The following is a 22853-nucleotide window of genomic DNA, read 5'->3' as shown; positions in this document are numbered from 1 at the left end:
TATTTTGCATTCCAGACAACCCCGGCTCAACGCTGTTCGATGCGCGCCTCCGACAGCGCCCCCTCCAGCGCCTGCACCTCATCTTCCTGCAGCGCGAACAGCGCATCGAGGTTGCCCTGCAGCTTGTACATCCGCTTGAGCTGGGCCATGCCACGCTTGCGCAGCTTGCCCGGCACGCCGGGGCGCAGCAGGCAGGCTTTCAGATGTTCGGCCAGTGCGCCGGCCTGCCGGTATTGGTCGCGTTCGATCATGCTTTGCAGCATGGCAATCATGCTGGCCAGGGTTTCAGGCTCGTCCGCGTCTGGCACGCCGTGGTCGGCCAGGATGGCTTGCTGCTGCATGGTGCCGGCCAGCTGCTTGCGGCTGTGCAAGGTGTCCAGATGATGCTCGCCCAGCACCCGCGCATGCACCTCCAGCAACTGCTCCTGCACGCTGCGGGCAGCCGCGAGTTCACCACGCCGCAGCAGCGCCTCGGCCAGCTTGCGCTGGCTCATCAGTGTTTCGGGGTGGTCGAGGCCGCGCGTGCGTTCGCGCGCGGCCACCTGGTTTTCATGCAGCTGGCGTGCGCCGGCCCAGTCGCCGAGGCCTGCGACGATATCGGCCAGGCGGTCGCGCGTGGCCAGGGTGGCAGGATGGTCCGGGCCCAGGGTGCGTTCCTGCGCCTGCAGTATCGCGTCAAGCAGCTGGCGCGCGCCGTCCAGTTCACCCTGCCGCCCCAGCACCTGGGCCAGCGCCAGCTTGCTGTGCAGGGTATCGCCATGCTCGGCGCCAAACAGGCGCGTGCGTGCGGCCACTACCGTGTTCAGCAATTGCCGCGCCTCGTCCAGGCGGCCCATCTGCAGCAAGGTGGCGGCGCGGCAGTCCATCGCGCCGAGGGTATGCGGATGTTCACTGCCCAGCCGGCGCGCATGGCTGGCCAGCACCTCGTCCTGCAGGGCCAGCGCGGCCGCGCAGTCGCCCTGGCGCACCAGGGTCTGTGCCAGGCAGGCCTTGGCGGCCAGGGTGTCGGCATGTTCGGCGCCCTGCAAGCGCTCGCGCGCTTCGGCCACGCACTCTTCGAGCTGGCGCGCTTCGGCCAGGCTGCCGAGCTGGCGCAGCAGGCGCGCCATGCCGCTGTTGCCGGCCAGGGTATCGATATGCTCGCCACCGAGTATGCGGGTGCGTATCTCGACGCTTTGCCGGAAGGCCTCGAGCGCCTGCTCGGGCCGGCCCTCTTTCCGGTACAGCTCGCCCAAGCGCGCCAGGTCGCGCGCCAGCGGCAAGGCCACGGCGCGGCCCGGTTCGAGCTGCAGCGCCCGCCGCGCTTCCTCGATGGCGGCCAACAAGCCGATCTCGCGGCTCGACTGCCATGGAAAATAGCCTCCCGTCAGCCACTGCAAAAACGCTTCGAAGGTGCGCGTCAGCGAAAAGCGGTCGCCGCCCTGGTCGATGCGCACGGCCAGCTGTTCGCCATAGGCAAAGGTCTTGGTCTGCTGCAACTGGACTTCGTCGAAATAGCTGTCGAGCGCGATCTGCGGCAAGCCGTACGAGCTGCGCAGCAGCCGTTCGAACATCGGCTGATAGCCGGCGATGCCCTTGTAGCTGTCGCCGCGGCGCCATTCGGCGCGCTGCGCGCCATCGCCCATTTCGATGCGCGACGGCAGCGGATACACCAGCAGCGGGCGCTGTTCGTCTTCATGGCTGCGCCGGTATTCGATGGCGCGCGTCACCAGCGCATCGACGCCCTCCAGGCTTTGCTTGTTCGGCGTGAAGACCACCACCAGTTTCCTCGGCAACAAGGTGGTGCAGATGCCGGCGCTGTCGGTGCGGCCGGTGCGCGAATCGACCAGCACGTAGCGAAAATGGCGCGCCAGGGTATCGGCAAAGCAGCGAAACAGCGCCGGGCAGGCGTCGAACAGCTGGTCCCAGCGCATCTGCGCCAGCCGTTCGCTGTAGCTGGCGTCGAAACGCCCGGCGCGCATCAGGTACAAAGGGCTGCCCTGGTCGACCCGCACCACGTATTGCTGCCAGTCGATGGCGTCGAGCACGCGCTCGGCCAGCGCCGCATAGTCGTGCTCGCCGCCCTCCCCATGCGCCGCCATCGGGCTCGCGCCCATGCGTTCGAGCTGCTCGCGGCACGCCTCGAAAAACTCCAGCACGCCCGGGCACTCTTCGCGCTGGTCGAAATAATGGTGCAGGCCGGGCGCTTCCATGTCCCAGTCCAGCATCAGCACCGGCACGCTGGCGTTTTCGCGGCGCGCCAGCAGCACCGCGATATTCGACAGGGCCATGGTGCGGCCGGTACCGCCCTTGTAGGAATAAAAGGTGACGACTTCACCAGGGGCGCTCAAAGGCGGCAGGGACAGGCGTGGGCATTCCATGGCGGGGACCTTTAACGTGGAAAGTGAGGGGGCGGCACCGTACGCCACTGCGGCGGGATAGCCGGCAGGACGAAGCGGCTGCAGTCGTGGCCCGGCGGTGTCGAGCGCTTGAGCAATTGGTAATGCCTGGCGATGCGCTGCACGATCTTCCTGATATCGGGCAGGTACTGCGGATTCGATTTCAAGTCGCTGCTGGCCAGCGTGTAGGCCGAAAAATCGACGTAGAAGCCGGGGCCGGCAATTTGCGCCGGCAAGCCGTCGGGATGCTGCGTCATGATGATGGGGATGATCAGGTGGCTGGGCAGCTCGTACCAGCTGCGGCGCTCCTGCTCGATCAACTGCATGGCGGCGAACTCGCGCCGGGTGTAGCCATGGGCTTCATATTTGGGCGTGTACAGCACGATCATGCACACGCTTTCGCACATGGCGCGCGCCACGCGCAGGTCGAGGTCGTCGCCGCCGCCGAGCTGTTCACTGTCGATGAACAGGGCGTCTTCGCGGTCGAGATGGGGTTCCAGGTAGCACGACAAGGCTTCTACAAGATCATTCTTGAACTTGTTCATGAAAGCGAAATTTCCGTGCGCATAGCTCAAGAAACAGCCGTAGCGGATATCCATGGCATCCCCCTGTTCCTGGTACTACCCTCCCGTCACCGCATGTTGATCGACAAGGACTGGCTCAACTGTAAACCGCTGAGCACGTCCATATTTGCGCACGCGCAAACATTGTCCCATCAGGCATCGAACCCCAACCATGCCAGAAACCAGCCTGAATACGCCAGCTATTGGCATGCCAGGCCCGCACGCAAGCTGCGTGCGGATACGCCAGGCATTTGATTTAAAAGGGAAATTGGCCGGCGCGGGCGCGCCAGCCAGGAAAGTTGCTTACGACTTGGCCGGCAGGCTGCGGAAAAACTCGATCACTTCGGCCGTGTCGCGCGTGCGCTTGAACGGCGGCAGGCTTTGCCAGATGCGCTTGCCATACGGCTTGGAAATCAGGCGTGGATCGCAGATCATCAACACGCCGCGGTCGCCCTCGTCGCGGATCAGCCGGCCGGCGCCCTGCTTCAGGTTGATGATGGCTTCCGGCAGTGAATGGTGCATGAATCCGTTCTTGCCCTGCTTTTCCATCACCTCGATGCGCGCCGCCAGCACCGGATCGTCGGGCGGCGCGAACGGCAACTTGTCGATAATCACCAGCGACAGGGCGTCGCCGCGCACGTCGACGCCTTCCCAGAAGCTCTGACTGCCGATCAGCACGCCGTTGCCGGCTGCGCGGAACTGGTCCAGCAATTCGGTGCGGCCGCGGTCGCCCTGCACGAACAGCGGGAAATCGAGGCCGCGCTGCTTGAATTCGTCAGCCAGGCGCTCGGCAGCGCGCTTCACGGCGCGCAAGGTGGTGCACAGGAAAAACGTGCGGCCACCGGCCGCTTCGATGATCGGCAAGGCGCAGTCGATCACCGCATCCGTGTAGCCCAGCGAATTTGGCTGCGGCAGGTTTTGCGGCACGAACAGCAAGCCCTGCTGGCCATAGTCGAATGGCGACGGCCAGGTGTGCGACGGTTCGCCCGTCAGCCCCATCTGCTCGGAAAAATGCTTGAAATCATTTTTCACGGCCAGGGTGGCGGAGGTGAAAATCCAGCTGCGCGGCGTGCCTTCGCGCTGGTTGTTGAAGATCGGCGCGATCGACAGCGGGGTTTTATGCAACTGCAGCGAGCTGGAAAACGCTTCGACCCAGAACACGGCTTCCTCGCCGGCGGCGATCTTGGCCTTGGGGTCGAACTTCCAGCTGGACAGCTGCTGCGCCAGTTCCACGCCGCGCACGCGGCATTGTTCCAGCGTTTCGGCGCGTTCGGCCTGGGTCTCGAGCACGGCAACCATGCCGTCGAGTTCATCCTTGAGGGTGTCGAGTGCCGGGAAAAAGTCGCTCGATGGCGCGATCTGCGGCAGCGACAGGCGCACGATATCTTGCGGAAACGTCAGGCGCAGGTCGCGCGCGGCTTTTTCCACCACCGTCACGGTTTTTGCCCAGTCGATGCCGCGCGCATGCGCCAGCCCTTCGGCCAGCACGTCGCGGCACAATTCCAGAATCTGCGAGGTCGACACCGTATTACCAAAGAACAAGGTGGCCGTATCGGGCAACTGGTGCGCCTCATCGAAGATGATGGTGTTGGCCGAAGGCAGCAATTCGGCCACGCCGGTGTCTTTCAGGGCCACGTCGGCAAAGAACAAATGATGGTTGACCACCACCACGTCGGCCTGCTGGGCTTCCTTGCGCGCCTTCATCACGAAGCAGTCCTGGTAATACTGGCATTCGGCGCCCATGCAGGTGTCGCGCGTGGACGTGACCAGGTTCCAGATCATGGCGTTCTCGGGCACCTTGGCCAGCTCGGCCTTGTCGCCGGAGCTGGTCATCTTGATGAAGCGCGAGATCTCGCGCAGGTGGCCCACATCGTCGCGCGAGGTCATGCGGCCATTTTGCAAGGTGCGTTCCAGATGGTAATGGCAGACGTAGTTCGAGCGCCCTTTCAACAGAGCGACCGAGACCGGCGCCTGCAGCGCGGCGCGCACCGTGGGGATATCGCGCAGGAACAATTGATCCTGCAGGTTCTTGGTACCGGTGGAAACAATCGTCTTGCCGCCCCACATCAGGGCCGGCACCAGGTAGGCAAAGGTCTTGCCCGTACCGGTACCGGCCTCGGCGATCAGGGTGGTCTGGCTGTCGATGGCGTGGGCGATGGCCTTGGCCATCTCGGTTTGCGAGCGGCGCGGCTTGTAGCTGCCGACAGCCGGACCCAGCGGGCCGCCAGCGCCAAACAGGCGCTCGATGTCGGCGTCGTGCTTGCCAGGCTCGACAGCTTCTACCCCAGCTGGCTCGGGCGGCAAGCCGTCTTGGCTGGCAGGCAATAATTGGTGGTCGGTCAAAATAAACTTAAGTAAGGAGGCCGGACGCTACTGGCGTCCCTCAGGCGGGCACATCGGGCACCAATTGCATTTTCAGCAAGGTGATATGGTCTTTCAACTGCAATTTGCGCTTTTTCAGGCGCCGCAGTTGCAATTCGTCATGGTGGCCATCGAGCACCAGCAACTCGATGACGGCATCGAGGTCGCGGTGTTCCACGTCCAGTTCAATCAGGCGCCGCTGTATATGCTGTGCATCGCTCATGTGTTGCATTCCAGGCAATAGTATGGAGTGGACACATGCGCCGGGCGCATGTGCAATCATCTGCGCCGGCAGAACCGGCAAGGCAGTAGTTTAACCTGCCGGGCGCAATCCGGCACGCCATTTTGGGCCAGGCCAGTGCGGCCGGCTCAGTTGTCGCCGATCGGTGGTGGCGGTGCACTGGCTGCGGCAGCAGCCTTGGCCGCCTTGGCGGCAGCGGCTTTTTCGCGCTCGGCCAGGCGCTTGGCGACCCGCTCCTGGCGCTTCACCGCTTCGGCCTGCTTGCGCGCAAAACTCGCTTCGCGCGCGGCGCGCTGCGGCGCCTCGGCGGCGTCTTGCGCAGCCTGTTGTTTCACTTCCGCAGCGTGCTGGGCCTGGCGCTCGGCCAGGGTCGGCCCGGCCGGTTTGGCCGGTTTGGCCGGCGTCGCCTCGGGCGCAAGCACTTTCATGGTCTTCGGCGTGGCGGCGGTGCGCTCGGCCAGGTCATCGCGCGCATCCTGCTGGGTGCGCGCCAGGTCGGCGTCACGCAGGCGCACCGATTCGGCGCGCTGGAAATGGCTGGCCTCGGCTTCGATGGCGCGCAGGCGCACCAGGGTCAGGCGGCGCATTTCCTTGGCCTTGTCGAGGCAATTATTGACGAAAAATTTGTCATAGCACACCAGTTCGCGCGCCGCATAGGCGCTCTCGGCCGCTTCGCGTTCGGCGGCGACCTGCTTGAGCTTGGCATTGGCCTCGACCATCGTCACGGTGGGCGGCACCTGCGGCATGCCCACCTCATCCATGGCCGCCCTGTTCTGCACGGCGCAAGCCGGCAGCAGCAGCGCGCATGCCAGCGCGCCGCTCAACAACCCGCTCCATTTGCCCATCATCGTCGTCATCATTTTCATCCTGTCTCTCCGCCTTGCCTCAAACAATAGCGTCGGCCGCGCCGCGCTGTTCTTTTTCCATGTACTCGCGCGACTGCATTTCGACGATGCGCGATACGGTACGGTGGAATTCATTGGCCAGCATGCCGTTCGTATAGAGCTGCTCGGGCGGCACTTCGGCCGACATGATCAGCTTGACCTTCTGGTCGTAGAACACGTCGATCAGCCAGGTGAAGCGGCGCGCCTCGGACGACTGCGCCGCCGACATGGCCGGTATCGCCGACAATATCACTGTATGAAAGCGGCTGGCGATTTCAAGGTAATCATTTTGCGAGCGCGGCCCGCCGCACAGGGTGGCGAAGTCGAACCAGATGATGCCGCCGGCGCGGCGCAGGCAGTGGATCTCGCGGCTCTCGATGCGTATGCGCGCATCTTCGTCGGCAGTCTCGGCAATGCGCGCATACGCGTCGCGCAGGGCCTTGTCGGTGGCCGCGCCCAGCGGCGTGTAGTAGCTGTCGACCTGTTCCAGCGCACGGCCGCGGTAGTCGACGCCGGCGTCGACGTTCATCACGTCGAGCTTCTCCTTTAACAAGGCGATGGTCGGCAGCATGCGGTCGCGGTGCAGGCCGTCCGGGTACAGCAGGTCCGGATCGTAGTTCGAGGTCATGATGAAGGACACGCCGTTGTCGAACAGGGCCGACAGCAGGTTGTACAGGATCATCGCATCGGCGATGTCGGACACATGAAACTCATCGAAACAGATCAAGCGGTATTTCTTGGCGATGCGCTTGGCGACCTCATCTAACGGGTCGGCCACACCTTTCAATTCATCGAGCTGCTGGTGCACGCCGCGCATGAATTCATGGAAGTGCAGGCGCGTCTTGCGCACCAGCGGCACCACCGAATAAAAACTGTCCATCAAAAAAGACTTGCCGCGCCCTACCCCGCCCCACATGTACACGCCTTTCGGCACTTGAGGGCGATTGATCAGGCGCTTGAAGGTGCTTGAGCGCTGGCCCTTGTAGGCCACCCATTCGTCATAGCACAGTTGCAGGCGGTCGACGGCGCGGCGCTGTGCCGCGTCTGCCTTGAAATCGCGCTGCTGCAACGCGTTCTGGTAAAACTCTTCTACGTTCATGGGGCTCGATTCAACGCGCAGGGGCGCTGGCGGCCAAAGCCGCGAGCGCCCCTGTAGGACTAACTACAATTAAAAGTTCAAGGTACGCTTGTCAACCGCCAGCGCCGCTTCCTTGGTCGCTTCCGACAGGGACGGGTGAGCGTGGCAGATACGCGCGATGTCTTCGGCCGAAGCCTTGAATTCCATCGCCACCACGGCTTCCGAAATCAGCTCGGAGGCCATCGGACCGACGATGTGCACGCCGAGGATTTCATCGGTGGTTGCATCAGCCAGGAACTTGACCATGCCCGACGTGTCGCCCAGCGCGCGCGCGCGGCCGTTGGCCAGGAACGGGAAGCTGCCAGCCTTGTAGGCGATGCCTTCGGCTTTCAGCGTCTGCTCGGTCTTGCCGACCCACGCGATTTCCGGCGAGGTGTAGATCACCCACGGAATCGTGTTGAAGTTGGTGTGGCCATGCTGGCCGGCGATACGCTCGGCCACGGCAACGCCTTCTTCTTCGGCCTTGTGCGCCAGCATCGGGCCGCGCACCACGTCACCCACTGCCCAGACATTGGCCAGGTTGGTCTTGCAATCGCCGTCGACGGCGATGAAGCCGCGTTCGTCCAGTTGCAGGCCCACTTTATCGGCACCGAGGCCATTGGTGTTCGGCGTACGGCCGATCGAGATGATCAGCTTGTCGAACACGGCGGTGACAGCTTCGCCCTTGGCATCGACGTATTCAACGCTGACATTGTCCGCGCCCGGCGTGATGGTGCCGATCTTGCAGCCCAGGCTGATCTTCAGGCCCTGCTTGGCAAACAGCTTGCCCGCTTCCTTGGCGATCTGCTCGTCGACCGCGCCCAGCAACACTGGCAGGCCTTCGAGGATGGTCACGTCGGAACCCAGGCGGCGCCATACGCTGCCCATTTCCAGGCCGATCACGCCGGCGCCGATCACGCCCAGCTTGGCCGGTACGGCGTCGATCGCCAGTGCGCCGGTGTTCGACAAAATCAGTTTCTCGTCGAATGGCGCGCCTGGCAGTTCGCGTGCGTTCGAACCGGTGGCGATGATGACGTGCTTGGTGCTCAACGTTTCATTGGCTTCGCCAACCACGCTGATCTCATAGCCTTCGCCAGCGGCGCCGGCAAACGATGCGCGGCCGTGGAAGAAGGCGATCTTGTTCTTCTTGAACAGGTACAGGATGCCGTCGTTGTTCTGCTTGACGACGGTATCCTTGCGCTTCAACATCTGGCCCAGGTTCAGCGTCAGGCCGGCAACATCGATGCCGTGCTCGGCGAAGCTGTGGCCAGCGTGTTCGAAATGCTCGGACGATTGCAGCAGCGCTTTCGACGGGATGCAGCCGACGTTGGTGCAGGTACCGCCAGGAGCGGCGCCGCCCTTGGCGTTCGACCATTCGTCGATGCAAGCGACGGTAAAGCCCAGCTGGGCTGCGCGAATGGCGGCGATATAGCCGCCAGGGCCGGCGCCGATGACGACGACGTCAAATTGTTTAGTACTCATGTTTTGTTATTCCAATCTCTTCGTCCGGGACGAAAATCCACAATAGAAGGTAAATCACCACGCCAAAGCCGAAGGTCAGCGTAAACAGCACGAACACCAGGCGCCAGATCCACGCTTCCATGCCGGAAGCGCGGCCCAGGCCGCCACATACGCCACCCAGCCAGCGGTCGCCGCGCGAGCGGCGCAGCCGGCTGAATTCCTGTACCAGGTCGTTCGCGGGACCATCGTCGAACGCGGTGTTCGGCTGGTCCGGCCTGATGCCGCCCAATAGCTTGGCCTTGGCTTGCGCAAATTCAGTATCGCTTAATGCGCCAGCCAGGTGTAACTCATGCAGACGCTTGATTTCTTCAGAGACGTTCATAGGAATCCTCTTTGAGTTGAGATCAGCCAGCTGCGTCTTCTGGCACGGGGTACAACGGTACTGCCTGCGCTGCCCCGGCGGCTGCGCCGGGGTGAACGCGGTACTACAGCTCCGGCATTACAGGTCCAGCAGCAGGCGTGCCGGATCTTCCAGCGCTTCCTTCATCGCGACCAGGCCCAGCACGGCTTCGCGGCCGTCGATGATGCGGTGATCGTACGACATGGCCAGGTAGTTCATCGGACGCACCACGATCTGGCCGTTTTCCACGACTGCACGGTCCTTGGTCGCATGCACGCCCAGGATCGCCGATTGTGGCGGGTTGATGATCGGGGTCGACAGCATCGAGCCGAAGGTGCCGCCGTTCGAGATCGAGAAGGTACCGCCGGTCAGGTCGTCCAGGGTCAGCTTGCCTTCTTTGGCTTTCGCGCCGAATTCGCCGATTTTCTTTTCGATCTCGGCGATCGACATCTGGTCGGCGTTGCGCAGGATAGGCACCACCAGGCCGCGTGGCGAACCGACCGCGATGCCGATGTCGAAGTAGCCGTGGTAGACGATGTCATTGCCATCGACCGAGGCGTTGATGATCGGGTACTTTTTCAGGGCGGCGACGGCGGCCTTGACGAAGAACGACATGAAACCCAGCTTGACGCCGTGCTCTTTCTCGAACTTGTCCTTGTACTTGTTGCGCAATTCCATCACTGGCGCCATGTTCACTTCATTGAACGTGGTCAGGATGGCGTTGGTCGATTGCGATTGCAGCAGGCGCTCGGCGATACGGGCGCGCAGGCGGCTCATCGGCACGCGCTCTTCCGGACGGTCGCCCAGGCTGGCGGCGCCAGGTGCGGCAACTTGCTGCAGGGCCGGCTTGGCGGCAACCGGCGCAGGCGCGGCAGCAGCTGGCTTGGCGGAAGCGGCCAGGGCGTCGCCCTTGGTGACGCGGCCGTCTTTGCCGGAACCGGCAACGTCGCCAGCGGCCAGACCTTTTTCGGACAGGATCTTGGCAGCGGCAGGCATCGCCACGTCACCCTTGGTAGCAGCGGCAGGCGCCGAAGCAGTCGAGGTTTCCTGGGCGGCGGCCGCCAGTGCTGGCGCAGGGATGGCCGACACTTCCAGCGGGCTGACCTTGGCCGAACCTTCGGTATCGATGATGGCGATGACTTCGCCGGCCACCACGGTGGCGCCGTTGTCCTTGATGATTTGCACGATCACGCCAGCGACCGGCGCCGGCAATTCCAGTACCACTTTATCGGTTTCGATATCGATCATGTTCTCGTCGCGCGATACTGGCTCGCCGACTTTTTTATGCCATGCCAACAGGGTTGCTTCCGCAACCGATTCCGACAACTGGGGTACTTTGACTTCGATTTGTGCCATGTAAAACTCCGTTTATTTTGTTATTGCGGCGCCGCCGCTGCGTAGCAGTGGCGGCGCTCCGTGACGTTACAGTCGACCGCTTACTTGGTGAGAATAAAGCCCTTGAGCTTCGAGAACGCCGTTTCCAGCAGGTCTTTTTGCTGGGCGTAGTGCTTGTCATAGTAACCGACAGCCGGCGACGCCGAAGCAGGACGGCCGGCGTAGGCCAGGCGTTGACCCGATTCCAGGCCTTCGAAGATGTTGTGCTGGATCTGGAACCAGGCGCCCTGGTTCTGCGGCTCGTCCTGGGTCCATACCACTTCGACCAGGTTCGGGAACTTTTTCAGTTCCGCAGCGAACGACTTGTGCGGGAACGGGTACAGCTGTTCCAGGCGCACGATGGCCGTGTCGGTCTGGCCGCGCGTCTTGCGTGCGTTGACCAGGTCGTAGTAGACCTTGCCCGAGCAGGCGATCACGCGCTTGACCTTCTTGGCGTCGATTTTGTCGTCGACTTCGCCGATCACGGTCTGGAAGCTGCCCTTGGCCAGGTCGGTCAGCGGCGAGCCGGCGTCCTTGTTGCGCAGCAGCGACTTCGGCGTCATGATCACCAGCGGCTTGCGGAACTGGCGCACCATCTGGCGGCGCAGCAGGTGGAAAATCTGCGCGGCCGTGGTTGGCTGCACCACTTGCATGTTGTTGTCAGCGCACAGCTGCAGGAAACGCTCTGGACGGGCGGACGAGTGCTCCGGACCCTGGCCCTCGTAACCGTGCGGCAGCATCATCACCAGGCCCGAAGCGCGGCCCCATTTCACTTCGCCGGAGCTGATGAACTGGTCGATCACCACTTGCGCGCCGTTGGCGAAGTCGCCGAACTGGGCTTCCCAGATCGTCAGGGTGTTCGGCTCGGCCGTCGAGTAGCCGTATTCGAAGGCCAGTACGGCTTCTTCGGACAGCACCGAATCGATGACGGTGAACGGGGCCTGGCTGTCGGACACGTTTTGCAGCGGAATGTAGGTACCGGCATCCCAGCGCTCGCGGTTCTGGTCGTGCAGCACGGCGTGGCGGTGAACAAAAGTACCGCGGCCGGCGTCCTGGCCGGTCAGGCGGATCGCGTAGCCGGACGATACCAGCGAGGCGTAGGCCAGGTGTTCGCCCATGCCCCAGTCCAGGTTCATTTCGCCGCGGCCCATGGTGGCACGGTCGCCCAGTACTTTTTCAACCAGCGAGTGGACCTTGAAGTCTTCCGGCACGGTGGTGATACGGGTGGCCAGGCGTTTCAGTTCGGTCATCGGCACGGCGGTGTCGGCCGAGTCGGTCCATTTCTTGTTCAGGAACGGCAGCCAGTCGACCGCGTACTTGTTCTTGAAGTTCGAGATGACCGGGTCGACGGTGTGCTTGCCGGCGTCCATGGCGTCGCGGAAGGCGGCCACCATCTTGTCGCCGCCATCGGCAGGAATCACGCCCTGGGCAATCAGTTTGTCCGCGTACAGCTTGCGGGTGCCTGGATGCTGGCCGATCTTCTTGTACATCAGAGGCTGGGTCAAGGCAGGCGTATCTTGCTCGTTGTGGCCCAGCTTGCGGTAGCAGATGATATCGAGGACGATGTCCTTCTTGAATTCCATGCGGTAGTCGAGCGCGATTTGCGTCGCCAGCACCACGGCTTCAGGATCATCGGCATTGATATGCAGGACCGGTGCTTCGATCATTTTCACGACGTCCGAGCAGTACAGGGTCGAACGTGCATCGCGCGGGTCGGAAGTAGTGAAACCGATCTGGTTGTTGATGACGATGTGCACGGTGCCACCGGTGTGGTAGCCACGCGTTTGCGCCAGATTCAGCGTTTCCATGACCACGCCCTGGCCGGCAAAAGCGGCGTCGCCGTGCACCAGGATCGGCAGCACTTGCGCGCCTTGCGCGTCGCCGCGGCGGTCCATGCGGGCCTTGACGGAACCTTCGACCACCGGGTTGACGATTTCCAGGTGCGACGGGTTGAACGCCAGCGACAGGTGGACCGGGCCGCCTGCGGTGGAGATGTCCGACGAGAAGCCCTGGTGGTATTTCACGTCGCCGGCCGGCAGGTCGTCGCCATGCTTGCCTTCGAATTCTTCGAACAGTTCCTGTGGCGCCTTGCCCAGGGTGTTCACCAGTACGTTCAGGCGGCCGCGGTGGGCCATGCCGATGACGATTTCCTGCACGCCTTTTTCGCCGGCGCGCTGGATGGTTTCATCCATCGAGGCGATAAAGGTTTCGCCGCCTTCGAGCGAGAAGCGCTTCTGGCCGACATAGCGGGTGTGCAGATAGCGTTCCAGGCCTTCGGCTGCCGTCAGGCGGTCCAGGATGTGGACTTTTTTCTCGGCGCTGAAATTCGGGGTGGAGCGGATCGATTCAAGTTTCTCTTGCAGCCAGCGCTTTTCGGCCGGGTCGGAGATGTACATGAATTCGGCGCCGATCGAGCGCGTGTAGGTATCGCGCAGGAAGTTGAGCAGATCGCGCAGGGTGGCGGTCTCGGGGCCAAAATAGGTATTGCTGATGTTGAACACGGTGTCCATGTCGGCATCGTTGAAACCGTAGAAGCTCGGTTCCAGTTCCGGGATCATCGGACGTTCCTGGCGCTGCAGCGGGTCCAGGTTGGCCCAGTGCGAACCAAGGTAGCGGTAAGCGGCGATCAGCTGGGTGGCGGCGACGCGCTTGCGGCCCATTTCGGCGTCGAAGGAAGCGGTAACGGTGCGGATCGGACCGGCCTTGGCGCGCTCGGCGAACGAGGCAACCACGGAAGCGTGGGCGACATCAGGCTTGTTGGTGCCATCGACGGCAGGCACGTGCTGCATTGCGTCGAAGTAGGCACGCCAGTTGTCAGGCACCGAGCCGGGATTGTTCAGATACGCTTCGTACAGGTCTTCCACGTACGGAGCATTCCCACCGAACAGGTAGGAGTTGGTCGTTAATTGCTGCATATATTGCTCACCTCTCTTCGCGTTTCGCGAGGAATTAGCGGGTTAGTCTAACCTTCCGCGACACGGCCTGACCGGTTAGCGGATTGCACATCAAGTTGTGGGGAAGGGCTTGTTTATTGCACCAGCATTCTGCATACCGTCATTTAGAATAGCACGCAGTATTGTAACGCAACAACCGCCGCCTGACTTTTATTTGGCAAGCAAATGTAAGCCTTGCGGGGCTTGCGGGCCGCATTGTTGCACTGATGCGAATGCCGCGCAGCACCATCGCTACCGGCCCGCGACGCCGCCGGCAAGCGCCATGGCGCTGGAATATGCTTACAACGCGGACAGGAAACGCACATAGTCTTGCGCGCTGCGTCCCAACCGCTCGGCATAGCCGTGCTCCGACGGCCCGTCTTCGGCGCCGTAGAAGGCAAAGAGCGGCCTGCTCTCGGCGCCGATATAGGCCAGCGTCACATCGAACGGCGCCAGCAGCTGCGCCAGGGTGATGCGCCACTTGCCTTGCGGGGTGAAGTCCTCCTCGCGTATGCCGGCCGTCACGGCCAGCGCCACCTTGCGGCCGCGGAAGGCGTTGCCGCCGCTGCCGTAGGCCCAGCCATGCGCCAGCACCTCGTCGAGCCACCGCTTCAGCAGCGGCGGGCAGTTGAACCAGTACACGGGGAACTGCAGCACCACGCTGCCGTGCGACTCGACCAGCGCCTGCTCGCGCGCCACGTCGATCTGGCCGTCGGGATAAGCCTGGTGCACATCGTGGATGGTGTAGCGCTGCGGCTGCAGCGCCACTTCCTGCAGCCAGCGCTGGTTGGCGACCGAGGTGGCGATGGAGGGATGAAAAACGATCACAAGGGTTTTCATAACAGGGCTTTCATGAGGATGGAACGGTAGGCGCCTGCGCAGGCAAACGCAGCATAGCGTTAGCGAGTATCTTTCACAAGTACGCATATTTATCACTCATACAGTAACAAAAGTAAGCTTGGCGGACGCAGCAGCCCCATCCAGCCACCACTTCCTGTCGCTACCGTGTTGCCCTGTGCTGCTCGCCCCACTCGCACAGCGTATTGAGCACGGGGATCAGCGATAGCCCCTTGCTGGAGAGAAAATATTCGACCTTGGGCGGCACTTGCGGATATTCCTTGCGGATGATCAGTGCATCGGCTTCCAGCTCCTTCAGGACCACGCTGAGGGTCTTGAAGGCGATGCCGCCAAGATGGCGCTTGAGCTCGTTATGCCGCAGCACCTTGTTTTCTGCCAGTGCATACAGGATCAGCATCTTGTACTTGCCGCCGATTAGCGACAAGGTATGGCCGAACCCCGTCTCGCCCAGCGCCACGCCGCCGGGGGCGCATGTTACATCGTTCATCACGTTCCGCTTCCTGTTTATTCGGCATGAGCATGCCAGCCTGGCGGCTGTCATCAAGGTTTCAGCGCAGCAAAAAAAAGCGAGCCATCAGGCCCGCTTTTTTTGCGCCGGACCCGAAGGCCCGGCAAGAACACGGCGCCGTAACTTAAGCGCGCTTGTCCAATGGCGGCACGTCGCGGGTGGTGGCGCCGACGAACAACTGACGCGGACGGCCGATTTTCTGTTCCGGATCGGCGATCATTTCGTTCCATTGGGCGATCCAGCCGATCGTACGGGCCATCGCGAAGATACCGGTAAACAGCGATACCGGGATGCCCAGTGCGGACTGCACGATGCCCGAGTAGAAGTCGACGTTCGGGTACAGTTTGCGCGAAACGAAGTATTCGTCGTTCAGTGCAATCTTTTCCAGTTCCATCGCCAGCTTGAACAGCGGGTCGTCCTGCAGGCCCAGCTCTTGCAGCACTTCGTAGCAGGTTTCACGCATCAGCTTGGCGCGCGGGTCGAAGTTCTTGTACACGCGGTGGCCAAAGCCCATCAGTTTGACGCCGGAGTTCTTGTCCTTGACCTGCTCGATGAAGGCCGGGATATTGTCGACCGAACCGATTTCCTTCAGCATGTTCAGTGCCGCTTCGTTGGCGCCGCCGTGGGCAGGGCCCCACAGGCAGGCGATACCGGCAGCGATACAGGCGAACGGGTTGGCGCCCGACGAACCGGCCAGGCGGACGGTCGACGTCGAAGCATTCTGCTCGTGATCCGCGTGCAGGATCAGGATGCGGTCCAGGGCGCGCACCAGCACGTCGTTGACCTTGTACTCTTCGCACGGGTTGGCAAACATCATGTGCATGAAGTTGGCGCTGTACGACAGGTCGTTGCGTGGGTAGGTGAACGGCTGGCCGATCGAGTACTTGTAGGTCATGGCGACCAGGGTCGGCATCTTGGCGATCAGGCGGATGGCCGACACTTCGCGGTGGCGCGGGTCGTTGATGTCGAGCGAATCATGGTAGAACGAGGCCAGCGCGCCGACGGTGCCGACCAGGATCGACATCGGGTGCGCGTCGCGGCGGAAGCCACGGAAGAAGAATTGCATCTGCTCGTGCACCATGGTGTGCTTGGTGACGGTGTCGACGAACTTGGCTTTCTGCTCGGCGTTCGGCAGTTCGCCGTTCAGCAGCAGGTAGCACGATTCCATGAAGTCGGCGTTGACGGCCAACTGTTCGATCGGGTAACCACGGTATTGCAGTTCGCCCTTGTCGCCGTCGATGTAGGTGATCGACGAGTTGCAAGAAGCGGTCGACATAAAGCCTGGGTCGTAGGTGAACTTGCCGCTACCGGCGTACAGCTTGCGGATGTCGATGACGTCCGGGCCAACGGTGCCTTTGTAGATCGGAAATTCAAGCGATGGGCTGCCATCGGAGAACGACAGGGTAGCTTTTGTGTCAGAGGTATTCATGGGCTCTTCCTTCTCGGGAGTGAGTCGAAATTAAAATCAAAAATTCTGGCTGCAATTCGCCCCGCGTCTTGCGGAGCTACAGCGCGCCACTCGCACCGTTTGCAATATATCGCCCAGGCGCCTAGGCAATGCGCAGTCGTTGCAGCAGTGCGCGCACGTGCGGCAGATCGACTTCGCCTTCCGGCTCTTTACGGGCCAGTACCAGATCCATTAACGCATTGTCCGACAAATCGAGCAAACGCGTCAGCGCGTCGACTTCTTCGTCGGTCAATTCGGTTTCATGCGCATCGAGAAAACGGGTCAGGATGATGTCGTTTTCCAGCAGGCCACGGCGCGAGCGCCAGCGCAGGCGGGCGCGGTTGGCCGGGTCGGCCTGATGCGAGGACAAAATTGATTCTGTCATTGGGTTTTACCATCTTGCGCGTGCCGTAAAAACGGCACGGTACTGCTTTGCCGGCGCCGCCAGACAGGACAAGGGCCACTCCCTTGCCCTGCCAGCGGCGCCGGCGGGATACGTTCTGAACGATCAGATCGCGCGGCGTACCATCAATTCCTTGATCTTGCCGATCGCCTTGTTCGGGTTCAGGCCTTTCGGGCAAACGTCGACGCAGTTCATGATCGAATGGCAGCGGAACAGACGGTAAGGATCTTCCAGGTTGTCCAGGCGCGCGCCGGTCGCTTCATCGCGCGAATCGGCGATGAAACGGTAGGCTTGCAACAGGCCGGCCGGGCCGACGAATTTGTCCGGATTCCACCAGAACGACGGGCACGAGGTCGAGCAGCAAGCGCACAGGATGCACTCGTACAGGCCATCGAGTTCTTCGCGCTGCTCCGGCGACTGCAAACGTTCTTTTTCAGGCGGGATCGATTCGTTGATCAGGAACGGCTTGATCGAATCGTACTGCTTGAAAAATTGCGTCATGTCGACGATCAGGTCGCGGATCACCGGCAAGCCTGGCAACGGACGCAGCACGATAGGCTCGGTCAGCTCGTTCAGGTTGGTGGTGCAGGCCAGGCCGTTCTTGCCGTTGATGTTCATCGCGTCCGAACCGCACACGCCTTCGCGGCACGAGCGGCGCAGGGCCAGCGAGTCATCGACGTCCGACTTGATGCGCTGCAGTGCGTCGAGCAGCATCTTGTCGGTGTCTTTCAATTCGACCGTGACATCCTGCATGTACGGCTTGGCGTCCTGGTCGGGATCGTAACGGTAAATTTTCAGTTTGAGAGTGCGTGCCATGGTATAGCCTTAGAAAGTACGTGGTTTCGGTTTGAAGGTATCTACCGTCAGCGGCTTGGTCACGACCGGCTTGTAGTCCAGGCGGTTGCCTTCCGAATACCACAGTGTGTGCTTCATCCAGTTGTCGTCGTCACGGGTCGGGTGATCGTCCTGGGCATGCGCGCCGCGCGATTCCTTGCGCGCTGCTGCCGAGACGATGGTCGCTTTCGCCGTTTCGATCAGGTTGTCCAGCTCCAGCGCTTCCACGCGGGCGGTGTTGAACACCATCGACTTGTCCTTGAACGAGACGTGCTTGCGGCGCTCGTCCAGTTTCATGATTTCTTCGACGCCCTTGTTCAGCATCTCGTCGGTACGGAACACGCCGCAGTACTTCTGCATGGTGGCGCGGATGTCGTTCGCCACGCCCTGCACGGTTTCCGTGCCGGTCGAGTTTTCCAGGCGCGCCAGGCGGCCCATCGCGAACTCGGCTGCATCGGCTGGCAGAGGCTTGTTTTCCTTGGCCTTCAAACCGCTGTTGACGATATGGTTGCCGGCCGCGCGGCCGAATACCACCAGGTCGAGCAGCGAGTTGGTGCCCAGGCGGTTCGCGCCGTGGACCGACACGCAGGCGCATTCGCCGATCGCGTACAGACCGTTGACAACCTTGGCCGACTTCTCGGGACCGGTCGGGGTGACGACCTGGCCGTGAATATTCGTCGGGATGCCGCCCATCTGGTAGTGAATCGTCGGTACCACAGGAATCGGTTCCTTGGTGGCGTCGACGTTGGCGAACTTGTGGCCGATTTCCAGGATCGACGGCAGGCGCTTGGCGATGGTGTCGGCGCCGATATGGCGCAGGTCCAGCATCACGTGGTCCTTGTTCGGACCGCAGCCGCGGCCTTCCTTGATTTCCTGGTCCATCGAACGCGACACGAAGTCGCGCGGCGCCAGGTCTTTCAGGGTCGGCGCATAGCGCTCCATGAAGCGTTCGCCTTCCGAGTTGATCAGGATGCCGCCTTCGCCGCGCACGCCTTCGGTAATCAACACGCCCGCGCCGGCCACGCCGGTCGGGTGGAACTGCCAGAATTCCATGTCCTGCAGCGGCAGGCCGGCGCGTGCCGCCATGCCCATGCCGTCGCCGGTGTTAATGAAGGCGTTGGTCGAGGCGGCAAAGATACGGCCCGCGCCGCCGGTCGCCATGACGGTGGTCTTGGCTTCCAGGATCATGCATTCGCCGGTTTCCATTTCCAGCGCAACCACGCCGATAACGTCGCCTTCGGCGTCGCGGATCAGGTCGAGCGCCATCCATTCGACAAAGAAGTGGGTACGTGCGCGCACATTGCGCTGGTACAGCGTGTGCAGCAGGGCGTGACCGGTACGGTCGGCTGCCGCGCAGGCGCGCTGCACCGGCTTTTCGCCGAAGTGGGCGGTGTGGCCGCCGAACGGACGCTGGTAGATCGTGCCGTCAGGGTTGCGGTCGAACGGCATGCCGAAGTGTTCCAGTTCGTACACGACTTTTGGTGCTTCGCGGCACATGAATTCGATGGCATCCTGGTCGCCCAGATAGTCGCCACCCTTGACGGTGTCGAACATGTGCCAGAACCAGTTGTCTTCGGCCATGTTGCCAAGCGAGGCGCCGATACCGCCCTGCGCCGCAACAGTGTGCGAGCGGGTCGGGAAAACTTTTGACAGTACAGCGACGTTCAGGCCGGCTTCGGCCAGTTGCAACGACGCGCGCATGCCGGAACCGCCGGCGCCAACGATCACCGCATCAAAGCGGCGGGTAGGAATTGCAGATTTATATGCTGCCACGATTACACACTCCAGAGTATCTGTACCGTCCAGCCGGCACAAGCGATCAACCACAGCATGGTGGCAATTTGCAAGGTCAGGCGCAGGCCCGTGGCTTTCACGTAGTCCATCCAGACATCGCGCATGCCGACCCATGCGTGGTAAAACAGCGCCAGGAAAGTCACCAGGCTGAATAATTTGAACCATTGCTGCGCAAACAAGCCAGCCCAGCCTTCATAGCTGAAGTTCTGGCCGGTCAGGAAGGAAATCAGCAGGATGGCGACATAGGCCACCATGACGATGGCGGTGACGCGCTGGGCCAGCCAGTCGCGCATGCCGTAGTGGGCGCCGACGACGAGGCGTTTCGGTCCGATGTTATTGTCTGCCATGTTTAAAATACTCCAAACAGTTTCAAAGCGACCAGTGCGGTCAGCACCAGGCTGATCACCAGCACGGCCGAGGCGGTCTTGCGGGCCGGTTCTTTTTCGATGGCGACGTGCACGTCCATGAACAGATGGCGGATGCCGGCGCAGAAGTGGTGCAGGAAAGCCCAGACCAGGCCCAGCGTGATCAGCTTGACGAACCAGTGCGAGGCGATGCCCTGGAAGTAAGCGTAGGACATTTCGGAACGCAGGCTCAGTTCCAGCATGTACAGGATGCACGGCAGCAAGGCGAAAATGATGAATCCGCTGATGCGATGCAGGATCGAGACGATGGCGCCAACCGCCATGCGGTAGTTCGACAATTCGGTAACATGAATGTTACGGAATTGCGGCCGCTCTTTTTTTGGTACTTCTTTTACGGCTTCAGACATAACAAAAACCTCCCCTTTGAACTGAACTAAATATTGGAAGCCGCGATTTTCGCCGATTTTCGCAGGCCATACCACTATCTATTGTTACATATAACCAAAATGGTTTTTTACTACACAATCCCGCGCTACTTTCCGTAGTTCACGTAATTTAATTACAGAAACGCTGGCAAAAAACAAGCCGCCATGGCGGCAGCCGAAACGACCCATGCTTGCCTGCAATTTCTGCTGTCTCCAGCACCTGCTTGCGCAAGCACTTTTCCAACGATGCACTTGAGCCTGTCCGCTTGTCCGGGCGCCACGGCGCCCCGCAGCTTCAGCTCAGTTCATTCTGATAATGGTGGCGGCTGGTCAGGTACAGGCCACGGCGCAATTCCACCGGCTTGTCGCCGTACGTAAACGACACGCGCTCGGAACTGAGCAAGGGCGTGCCTGCCTCGATATTCAACAACTGGGCCGCGCCCGCATCGGCGCACACTGCACGGATCTGCTCGGAGGCGCGTATCATGCGCGTGCCGAATTCGGTTTCGAACAGGCCATACATCGGTCCCTTGTATTCCACCAGACGCTCGGCCGTCAGGCCCTTGAAGATCAGGCCGGGCAGCCACAGCTCTTCGACAATGGTCGGCACGCCGTCGAAATACTGCACCCGCTTGATAAAGATGACCGCATCGCCCGATTTCAGTTCCATCAGGCGCGCCACGTCGGCCGGCGCGCGCACGCGCTTGACTTCGATGAACTTGCTTTCGGGGTAATGCGGCACGCCTTCGTCAGGCACCAGGCGCAGGAAGCGGAAATGCGCGCGCGCTTCGTGGTGGGTCGACACAAACGTGCCCTTGCCCTGGCGGCGCATGACCAGGTTTTCGGCCGCCAGCTCGTCGATCGCCTTGCGCACCGTGCCCTGGCTGACCTTGAAACGGCCGGCCAGCTCGACTTCGCTGGGGATCAGTTCGCCCGGCTTCCACTCGCCCGACTGCAGGCTTTGCGTAATCAGCGCCTTGATCTGCTGGTACAGCGGACTGAAGGTGGGCGAAGCGGTGGTTGCAGCGGGGGTGGGTGCCGGTGGGGCAGCCGTCATGGCAGCAGCAGGCGGATTCGGCGTGGCCGGTGCGCCCGCGGTCGGACTGACCGCCCCGCTTGCAGCAGTGGCATTGTTGGTCAGATTGGACGAGGCGGAATTCATAGTCCGACATTTCAACACAAATCACTGCCCGCGTCCAGTAAAACACCCACGGTTATCTGTCTTATATAAGACATAAGATAGGATTGACAGATGTAAATCGGAGGCCTACACTGCCCCCGATAAAACTGTGATAACGGCGTTTATTGTTGTTGGCCAGCCACTCTGGCATGTAACGGCAAGGGCGCAGCGGCGCACACCACCGTCAATTCGATGGCGAGAGCCGGTTTTGGTATCATTACAGTTTTTCCGAACAAGCGTAAGCCCGGCTACAAGCCCGTTTTCTTTCCCATTTTTGGAGATTCATCATGGCAAAAACCCCTATGCGTGTTGCAGTGACCGGCGCCGCCGGCCAGATCGGCTACGCCCTGTTGTTCCGCATCGCCAATGGCGACATGCTCGGCAAGGACCAGCCAGTCATCTTGCAATTGCTTGAAATCGCCGACGAAAAAGCCCAGAAAGCGCTCAAGGGCGTGATGATGGAAATCGACGACTGCGCCTTCCCGCTGCTGACCGAAATGACCGCCCACTCCGATCCGCTGACCGCCTTCAAGGATGTCGACGTGGCCGTGCTGGTTGGCGCCCGTCCGCGTGGCCCTGGCATGGAACGCAAGGACCTGCTGGAAGCGAACGCGCAGATCTTCACGGTGCAAGGCAAGGCCCTGGACGCCGTCGCTTCGCGCAACGTGAAAGTGCTGGTGGTCGGCAACCCTGCCAACACCAATGCCTACATCGCCATGAAATCGGCGCCGTCGCTGCCAGCGAAAAACTTCACCGCCATGCTGCGCCTGGACCACAACCGCGCGCTGTCGCAAGTTGCAGCCAAGACCGGCACCGCCGTAAAAGACATCGAGAAGCTGACCGTGTGGGGCAATCACTCGCCAACCATGTATGCTGACTACCGTTTCGCCACCGTCAACGGCAAGGCCGTGAAAGACCTGATCAACGACCAGGAATGGAACGCCAACACCTTCCTGCCTACCGTCGGCAAGCGCGGCGCGGCCATCATCGAAGCGCGCGGCCTGTCGTCGGCAGCGTCGGCAGCGAACGCCGCCATCGACCACGTGCATGACTGGGTGCTGGGCACCGCCGGCAAGTGGACCACCATGGGCGTACCGTCCGATGGTTCGTACGGCATTCCTGAAGGCACCGTGTTCGGCTTCCCTGTCACCACCGAAAACGGCGAATACACCATCGTTCAAGGCCTGGAAATCGATGCATTCTCGCAAGAGCGCATCAACCTGACCCTGAAAGAACTGACCGAAGAACGCGAAGGCGTGAAACACCTGCTGGCTTAAGTCCGCTGCAGTTCCGGCGGCGCGGTGTACACTGCGTCGCACGCCATCAA

General features: G+C 61.7%; 20 protein-coding genes. 1 reads left to right on the top strand and 19 read right to left on the bottom strand.

Features of this window, described 5'->3' with window-relative positions; translation table 11 throughout:
• Positions 1-26 precede the first annotated feature (26 nt).
• The 19 genes from AC0Z42_RS06435 to AC0Z42_RS06345 form a co-directional block, all read right to left on the bottom strand.
• Entirely contained in the window at positions 27-2360 is a 2334-nt protein-coding gene (locus AC0Z42_RS06435; protein ID WP_485467417.1) for a tetratricopeptide repeat protein, read from the bottom strand.
• Positions 2361-2371: 11 nt separating this feature from the next.
• Positions 2372-2977: a toll/interleukin-1 receptor domain-containing protein gene (locus AC0Z42_RS06430; RefSeq protein ID WP_485467416.1), complete on the bottom strand. Its 606-nt coding sequence runs from the start codon at positions 2975-2977 to the stop codon at positions 2372-2374.
• A 267-nt stretch (positions 2978-3244) separates the two neighbouring features.
• The gene (gene yoaA, locus AC0Z42_RS06425; RefSeq protein ID WP_485467415.1) at positions 3245-5284 is read right to left on the bottom strand and encodes a DNA repair helicase YoaA; all 2040 of its coding nucleotides are present in this window, start codon (positions 5282-5284) and stop codon (positions 3245-3247) included.
• Positions 5285-5324: 40 nt separating this feature from the next.
• Positions 5325-5525, bottom strand: coding sequence for a YdcH family protein (locus tag AC0Z42_RS06420; RefSeq protein WP_065310554.1), 201 nt, complete (start codon positions 5523-5525; stop codon positions 5325-5327).
• Positions 5526-5671: 146 nt separating this feature from the next.
• Positions 5672-6409, bottom strand: a complete 738-nt coding sequence (locus AC0Z42_RS06415; protein ID WP_485467414.1) for a hypothetical protein — start codon at positions 6407-6409, stop codon at positions 5672-5674.
• A gap of 19 nt (positions 6410-6428) precedes the next feature.
• A complete protein-coding gene (gene zapE / locus AC0Z42_RS06410) occupies positions 6429-7526 on the bottom strand; it encodes a cell division protein ZapE (protein ID WP_485467413.1) in 1098 nt (365 codons plus the stop codon).
• A gap of 69 nt (positions 7527-7595) precedes the next feature.
• Positions 7596-9026, bottom strand: coding sequence for a dihydrolipoyl dehydrogenase (gene lpdA, locus AC0Z42_RS06405; RefSeq protein ID WP_485467412.1), 1431 nt, complete (start codon positions 9024-9026; stop codon positions 7596-7598).
• On the bottom strand, positions 9016-9387 hold the full coding sequence (locus tag AC0Z42_RS06400) for a PspC domain-containing protein (RefSeq protein WP_485467411.1): 372 nt from the start codon (positions 9385-9387) through the stop codon (positions 9016-9018). Before AC0Z42_RS06400 ends, lpdA begins: the two co-directional genes overlap by 11 nt.
• A gap of 117 nt (positions 9388-9504) precedes the next feature.
• A complete protein-coding gene (gene odhB, locus AC0Z42_RS06395) occupies positions 9505-10761 on the bottom strand; it encodes a 2-oxoglutarate dehydrogenase complex dihydrolipoyllysine-residue succinyltransferase (RefSeq protein WP_485467410.1) in 1257 nt (418 codons plus the stop codon).
• Positions 10762-10841: 80 nt separating this feature from the next.
• Positions 10842-13694 (bottom strand): 2-oxoglutarate dehydrogenase E1 component, encoded by a 2853-nt coding sequence (locus AC0Z42_RS06390; RefSeq protein ID WP_485467409.1) that lies wholly within the window; start codon positions 13692-13694, stop codon positions 10842-10844.
• A 318-nt stretch (positions 13695-14012) separates the two neighbouring features.
• A complete protein-coding gene (locus AC0Z42_RS06385) occupies positions 14013-14552 on the bottom strand; it encodes an NAD(P)H-dependent oxidoreductase (protein ID WP_485467408.1) in 540 nt (179 codons plus the stop codon).
• Positions 14553-14712: 160 nt separating this feature from the next.
• Positions 14713-15057 (bottom strand): winged helix-turn-helix transcriptional regulator, encoded by a 345-nt coding sequence (locus AC0Z42_RS06380; RefSeq protein ID WP_485467407.1) that lies wholly within the window; start codon positions 15055-15057, stop codon positions 14713-14715.
• A 145-nt stretch (positions 15058-15202) separates the two neighbouring features.
• Positions 15203-16507 carry a citrate synthase gene (gene gltA, locus AC0Z42_RS06375; RefSeq protein WP_485467406.1) on the bottom strand — a complete coding sequence of 435 codons (1305 nt, stop codon included), beginning with the start codon at positions 16505-16507 and terminating at the stop codon, positions 15203-15205.
• Between the two features lie 121 nt (positions 16508-16628).
• Positions 16629-16910, bottom strand: coding sequence for an FAD assembly factor SdhE (locus tag AC0Z42_RS06370; RefSeq protein ID WP_485467405.1), 282 nt, complete (start codon positions 16908-16910; stop codon positions 16629-16631).
• A 123-nt stretch (positions 16911-17033) separates the two neighbouring features.
• A complete protein-coding gene (locus tag AC0Z42_RS06365) occupies positions 17034-17744 on the bottom strand; it encodes a succinate dehydrogenase iron-sulfur subunit (protein WP_485467404.1) in 711 nt (236 codons plus the stop codon).
• Between the two features lie 9 nt (positions 17745-17753).
• On the bottom strand, positions 17754-19535 hold the full coding sequence (sdhA, locus tag AC0Z42_RS06360; protein WP_485467403.1) for a succinate dehydrogenase flavoprotein subunit: 1782 nt from the start codon (positions 19533-19535) through the stop codon (positions 17754-17756).
• Positions 19536-19537: 2 nt separating this feature from the next.
• A complete protein-coding gene (sdhD, locus tag AC0Z42_RS06355; RefSeq protein ID WP_485467402.1) occupies positions 19538-19903 on the bottom strand; it encodes a succinate dehydrogenase, hydrophobic membrane anchor protein in 366 nt (121 codons plus the stop codon).
• 2 nt (positions 19904-19905) lie between these two features.
• Positions 19906-20328 carry a succinate dehydrogenase, cytochrome b556 subunit gene (sdhC, locus tag AC0Z42_RS06350; RefSeq protein WP_485467401.1) on the bottom strand — a complete coding sequence of 141 codons (423 nt, stop codon included), beginning with the start codon at positions 20326-20328 and terminating at the stop codon, positions 19906-19908.
• Between the two features lie 313 nt (positions 20329-20641).
• On the bottom strand, positions 20642-21508 hold the full coding sequence (locus AC0Z42_RS06345) for a GntR family transcriptional regulator (protein ID WP_485467400.1): 867 nt from the start codon (positions 21506-21508) through the stop codon (positions 20642-20644).
• A 305-nt stretch (positions 21509-21813) separates the two neighbouring features.
• On the opposite strand from AC0Z42_RS06345, the gene AC0Z42_RS06340 reads away from it, so the two are divergent.
• Entirely contained in the window at positions 21814-22803 is a 990-nt protein-coding gene (locus AC0Z42_RS06340; RefSeq protein ID WP_426078304.1) for a malate dehydrogenase, read from the top strand.
• Positions 22804-22853: the final 50 nt, after the last annotated feature.

It is taken from the genome of Janthinobacterium sp. 1L-D-8-B-C4 (assembly GCF_057291295.1).
The sequence above is the reverse complement of the archived record's forward strand: the minus strand, read 5'-3'. Positions and strand labels throughout refer to the sequence as shown.

Excerpts from the sequence above, each read along its gene's own strand:
- AC0Z42_RS06345 (WP_485467400.1), bottom strand. The coding sequence starts at position 21,508 with ATGAATTCCGCCTCGTCCAATCTGACCAACAATGCCACTGCTGCAAGC.
- AC0Z42_RS06415 (WP_485467414.1), bottom strand. The coding sequence starts at position 6,409 with ATGAAAATGATGACGACGATGATGGGCAAATGGAGCGGGTTGTTGAGC.
- AC0Z42_RS06365 (WP_485467404.1), bottom strand. The coding sequence starts at position 17,744 with ATGGCACGCACTCTCAAACTGAAAATTTACCGTTACGATCCCGACCAG.
- gltA (WP_485467406.1), bottom strand. The coding sequence starts at position 16,507 with ATGAATACCTCTGACACAAAAGCTACCCTGTCGTTCTCCGATGGCAGC.
- AC0Z42_RS06380 (WP_485467407.1), bottom strand. The coding sequence starts at position 15,057 with ATGAACGATGTAACATGCGCCCCCGGCGGCGTGGCGCTGGGCGAGACG.
- sdhC (WP_485467401.1), bottom strand. The coding sequence starts at position 20,328 with ATGTCTGAAGCCGTAAAAGAAGTACCAAAAAAAGAGCGGCCGCAATTC.
- AC0Z42_RS06385 (WP_485467408.1), bottom strand. The coding sequence starts at position 14,552 with ATGAAAACCCTTGTGATCGTTTTTCATCCCTCCATCGCCACCTCGGTC.
- AC0Z42_RS06340 (WP_426078304.1), top strand. The coding sequence starts at position 21,814 with ATGGCAAAAACCCCTATGCGTGTTGCAGTGACCGGCGCCGCCGGCCAG.
- sdhD (WP_485467402.1), bottom strand. The coding sequence starts at position 19,903 with ATGGCAGACAATAACATCGGACCGAAACGCCTCGTCGTCGGCGCCCAC.
- AC0Z42_RS06370 (WP_485467405.1), bottom strand. The coding sequence starts at position 16,910 with ATGACAGAATCAATTTTGTCCTCGCATCAGGCCGACCCGGCCAACCGC.
- zapE (WP_485467413.1), bottom strand. The coding sequence starts at position 7,526 with ATGAACGTAGAAGAGTTTTACCAGAACGCGTTGCAGCAGCGCGATTTC.
- AC0Z42_RS06435 (WP_485467417.1), bottom strand. The coding sequence starts at position 2,360 with ATGGAATGCCCACGCCTGTCCCTGCCGCCTTTGAGCGCCCCTGGTGAA.
- AC0Z42_RS06420 (WP_065310554.1), bottom strand. The coding sequence starts at position 5,525 with ATGAGCGATGCACAGCATATACAGCGGCGCCTGATTGAACTGGACGTG.
- odhB (WP_485467410.1), bottom strand. The coding sequence starts at position 10,761 with ATGGCACAAATCGAAGTCAAAGTACCCCAGTTGTCGGAATCGGTTGCG.
- AC0Z42_RS06400 (WP_485467411.1), bottom strand. The coding sequence starts at position 9,387 with ATGAACGTCTCTGAAGAAATCAAGCGTCTGCATGAGTTACACCTGGCT.
- AC0Z42_RS06390 (WP_485467409.1), bottom strand. The coding sequence starts at position 13,694 with ATGCAGCAATTAACGACCAACTCCTACCTGTTCGGTGGGAATGCTCCG.
- AC0Z42_RS06430 (WP_485467416.1), bottom strand. The coding sequence starts at position 2,977 with ATGGATATCCGCTACGGCTGTTTCTTGAGCTATGCGCACGGAAATTTC.
- lpdA (WP_485467412.1), bottom strand. The coding sequence starts at position 9,026 with ATGAGTACTAAACAATTTGACGTCGTCGTCATCGGCGCCGGCCCTGGC.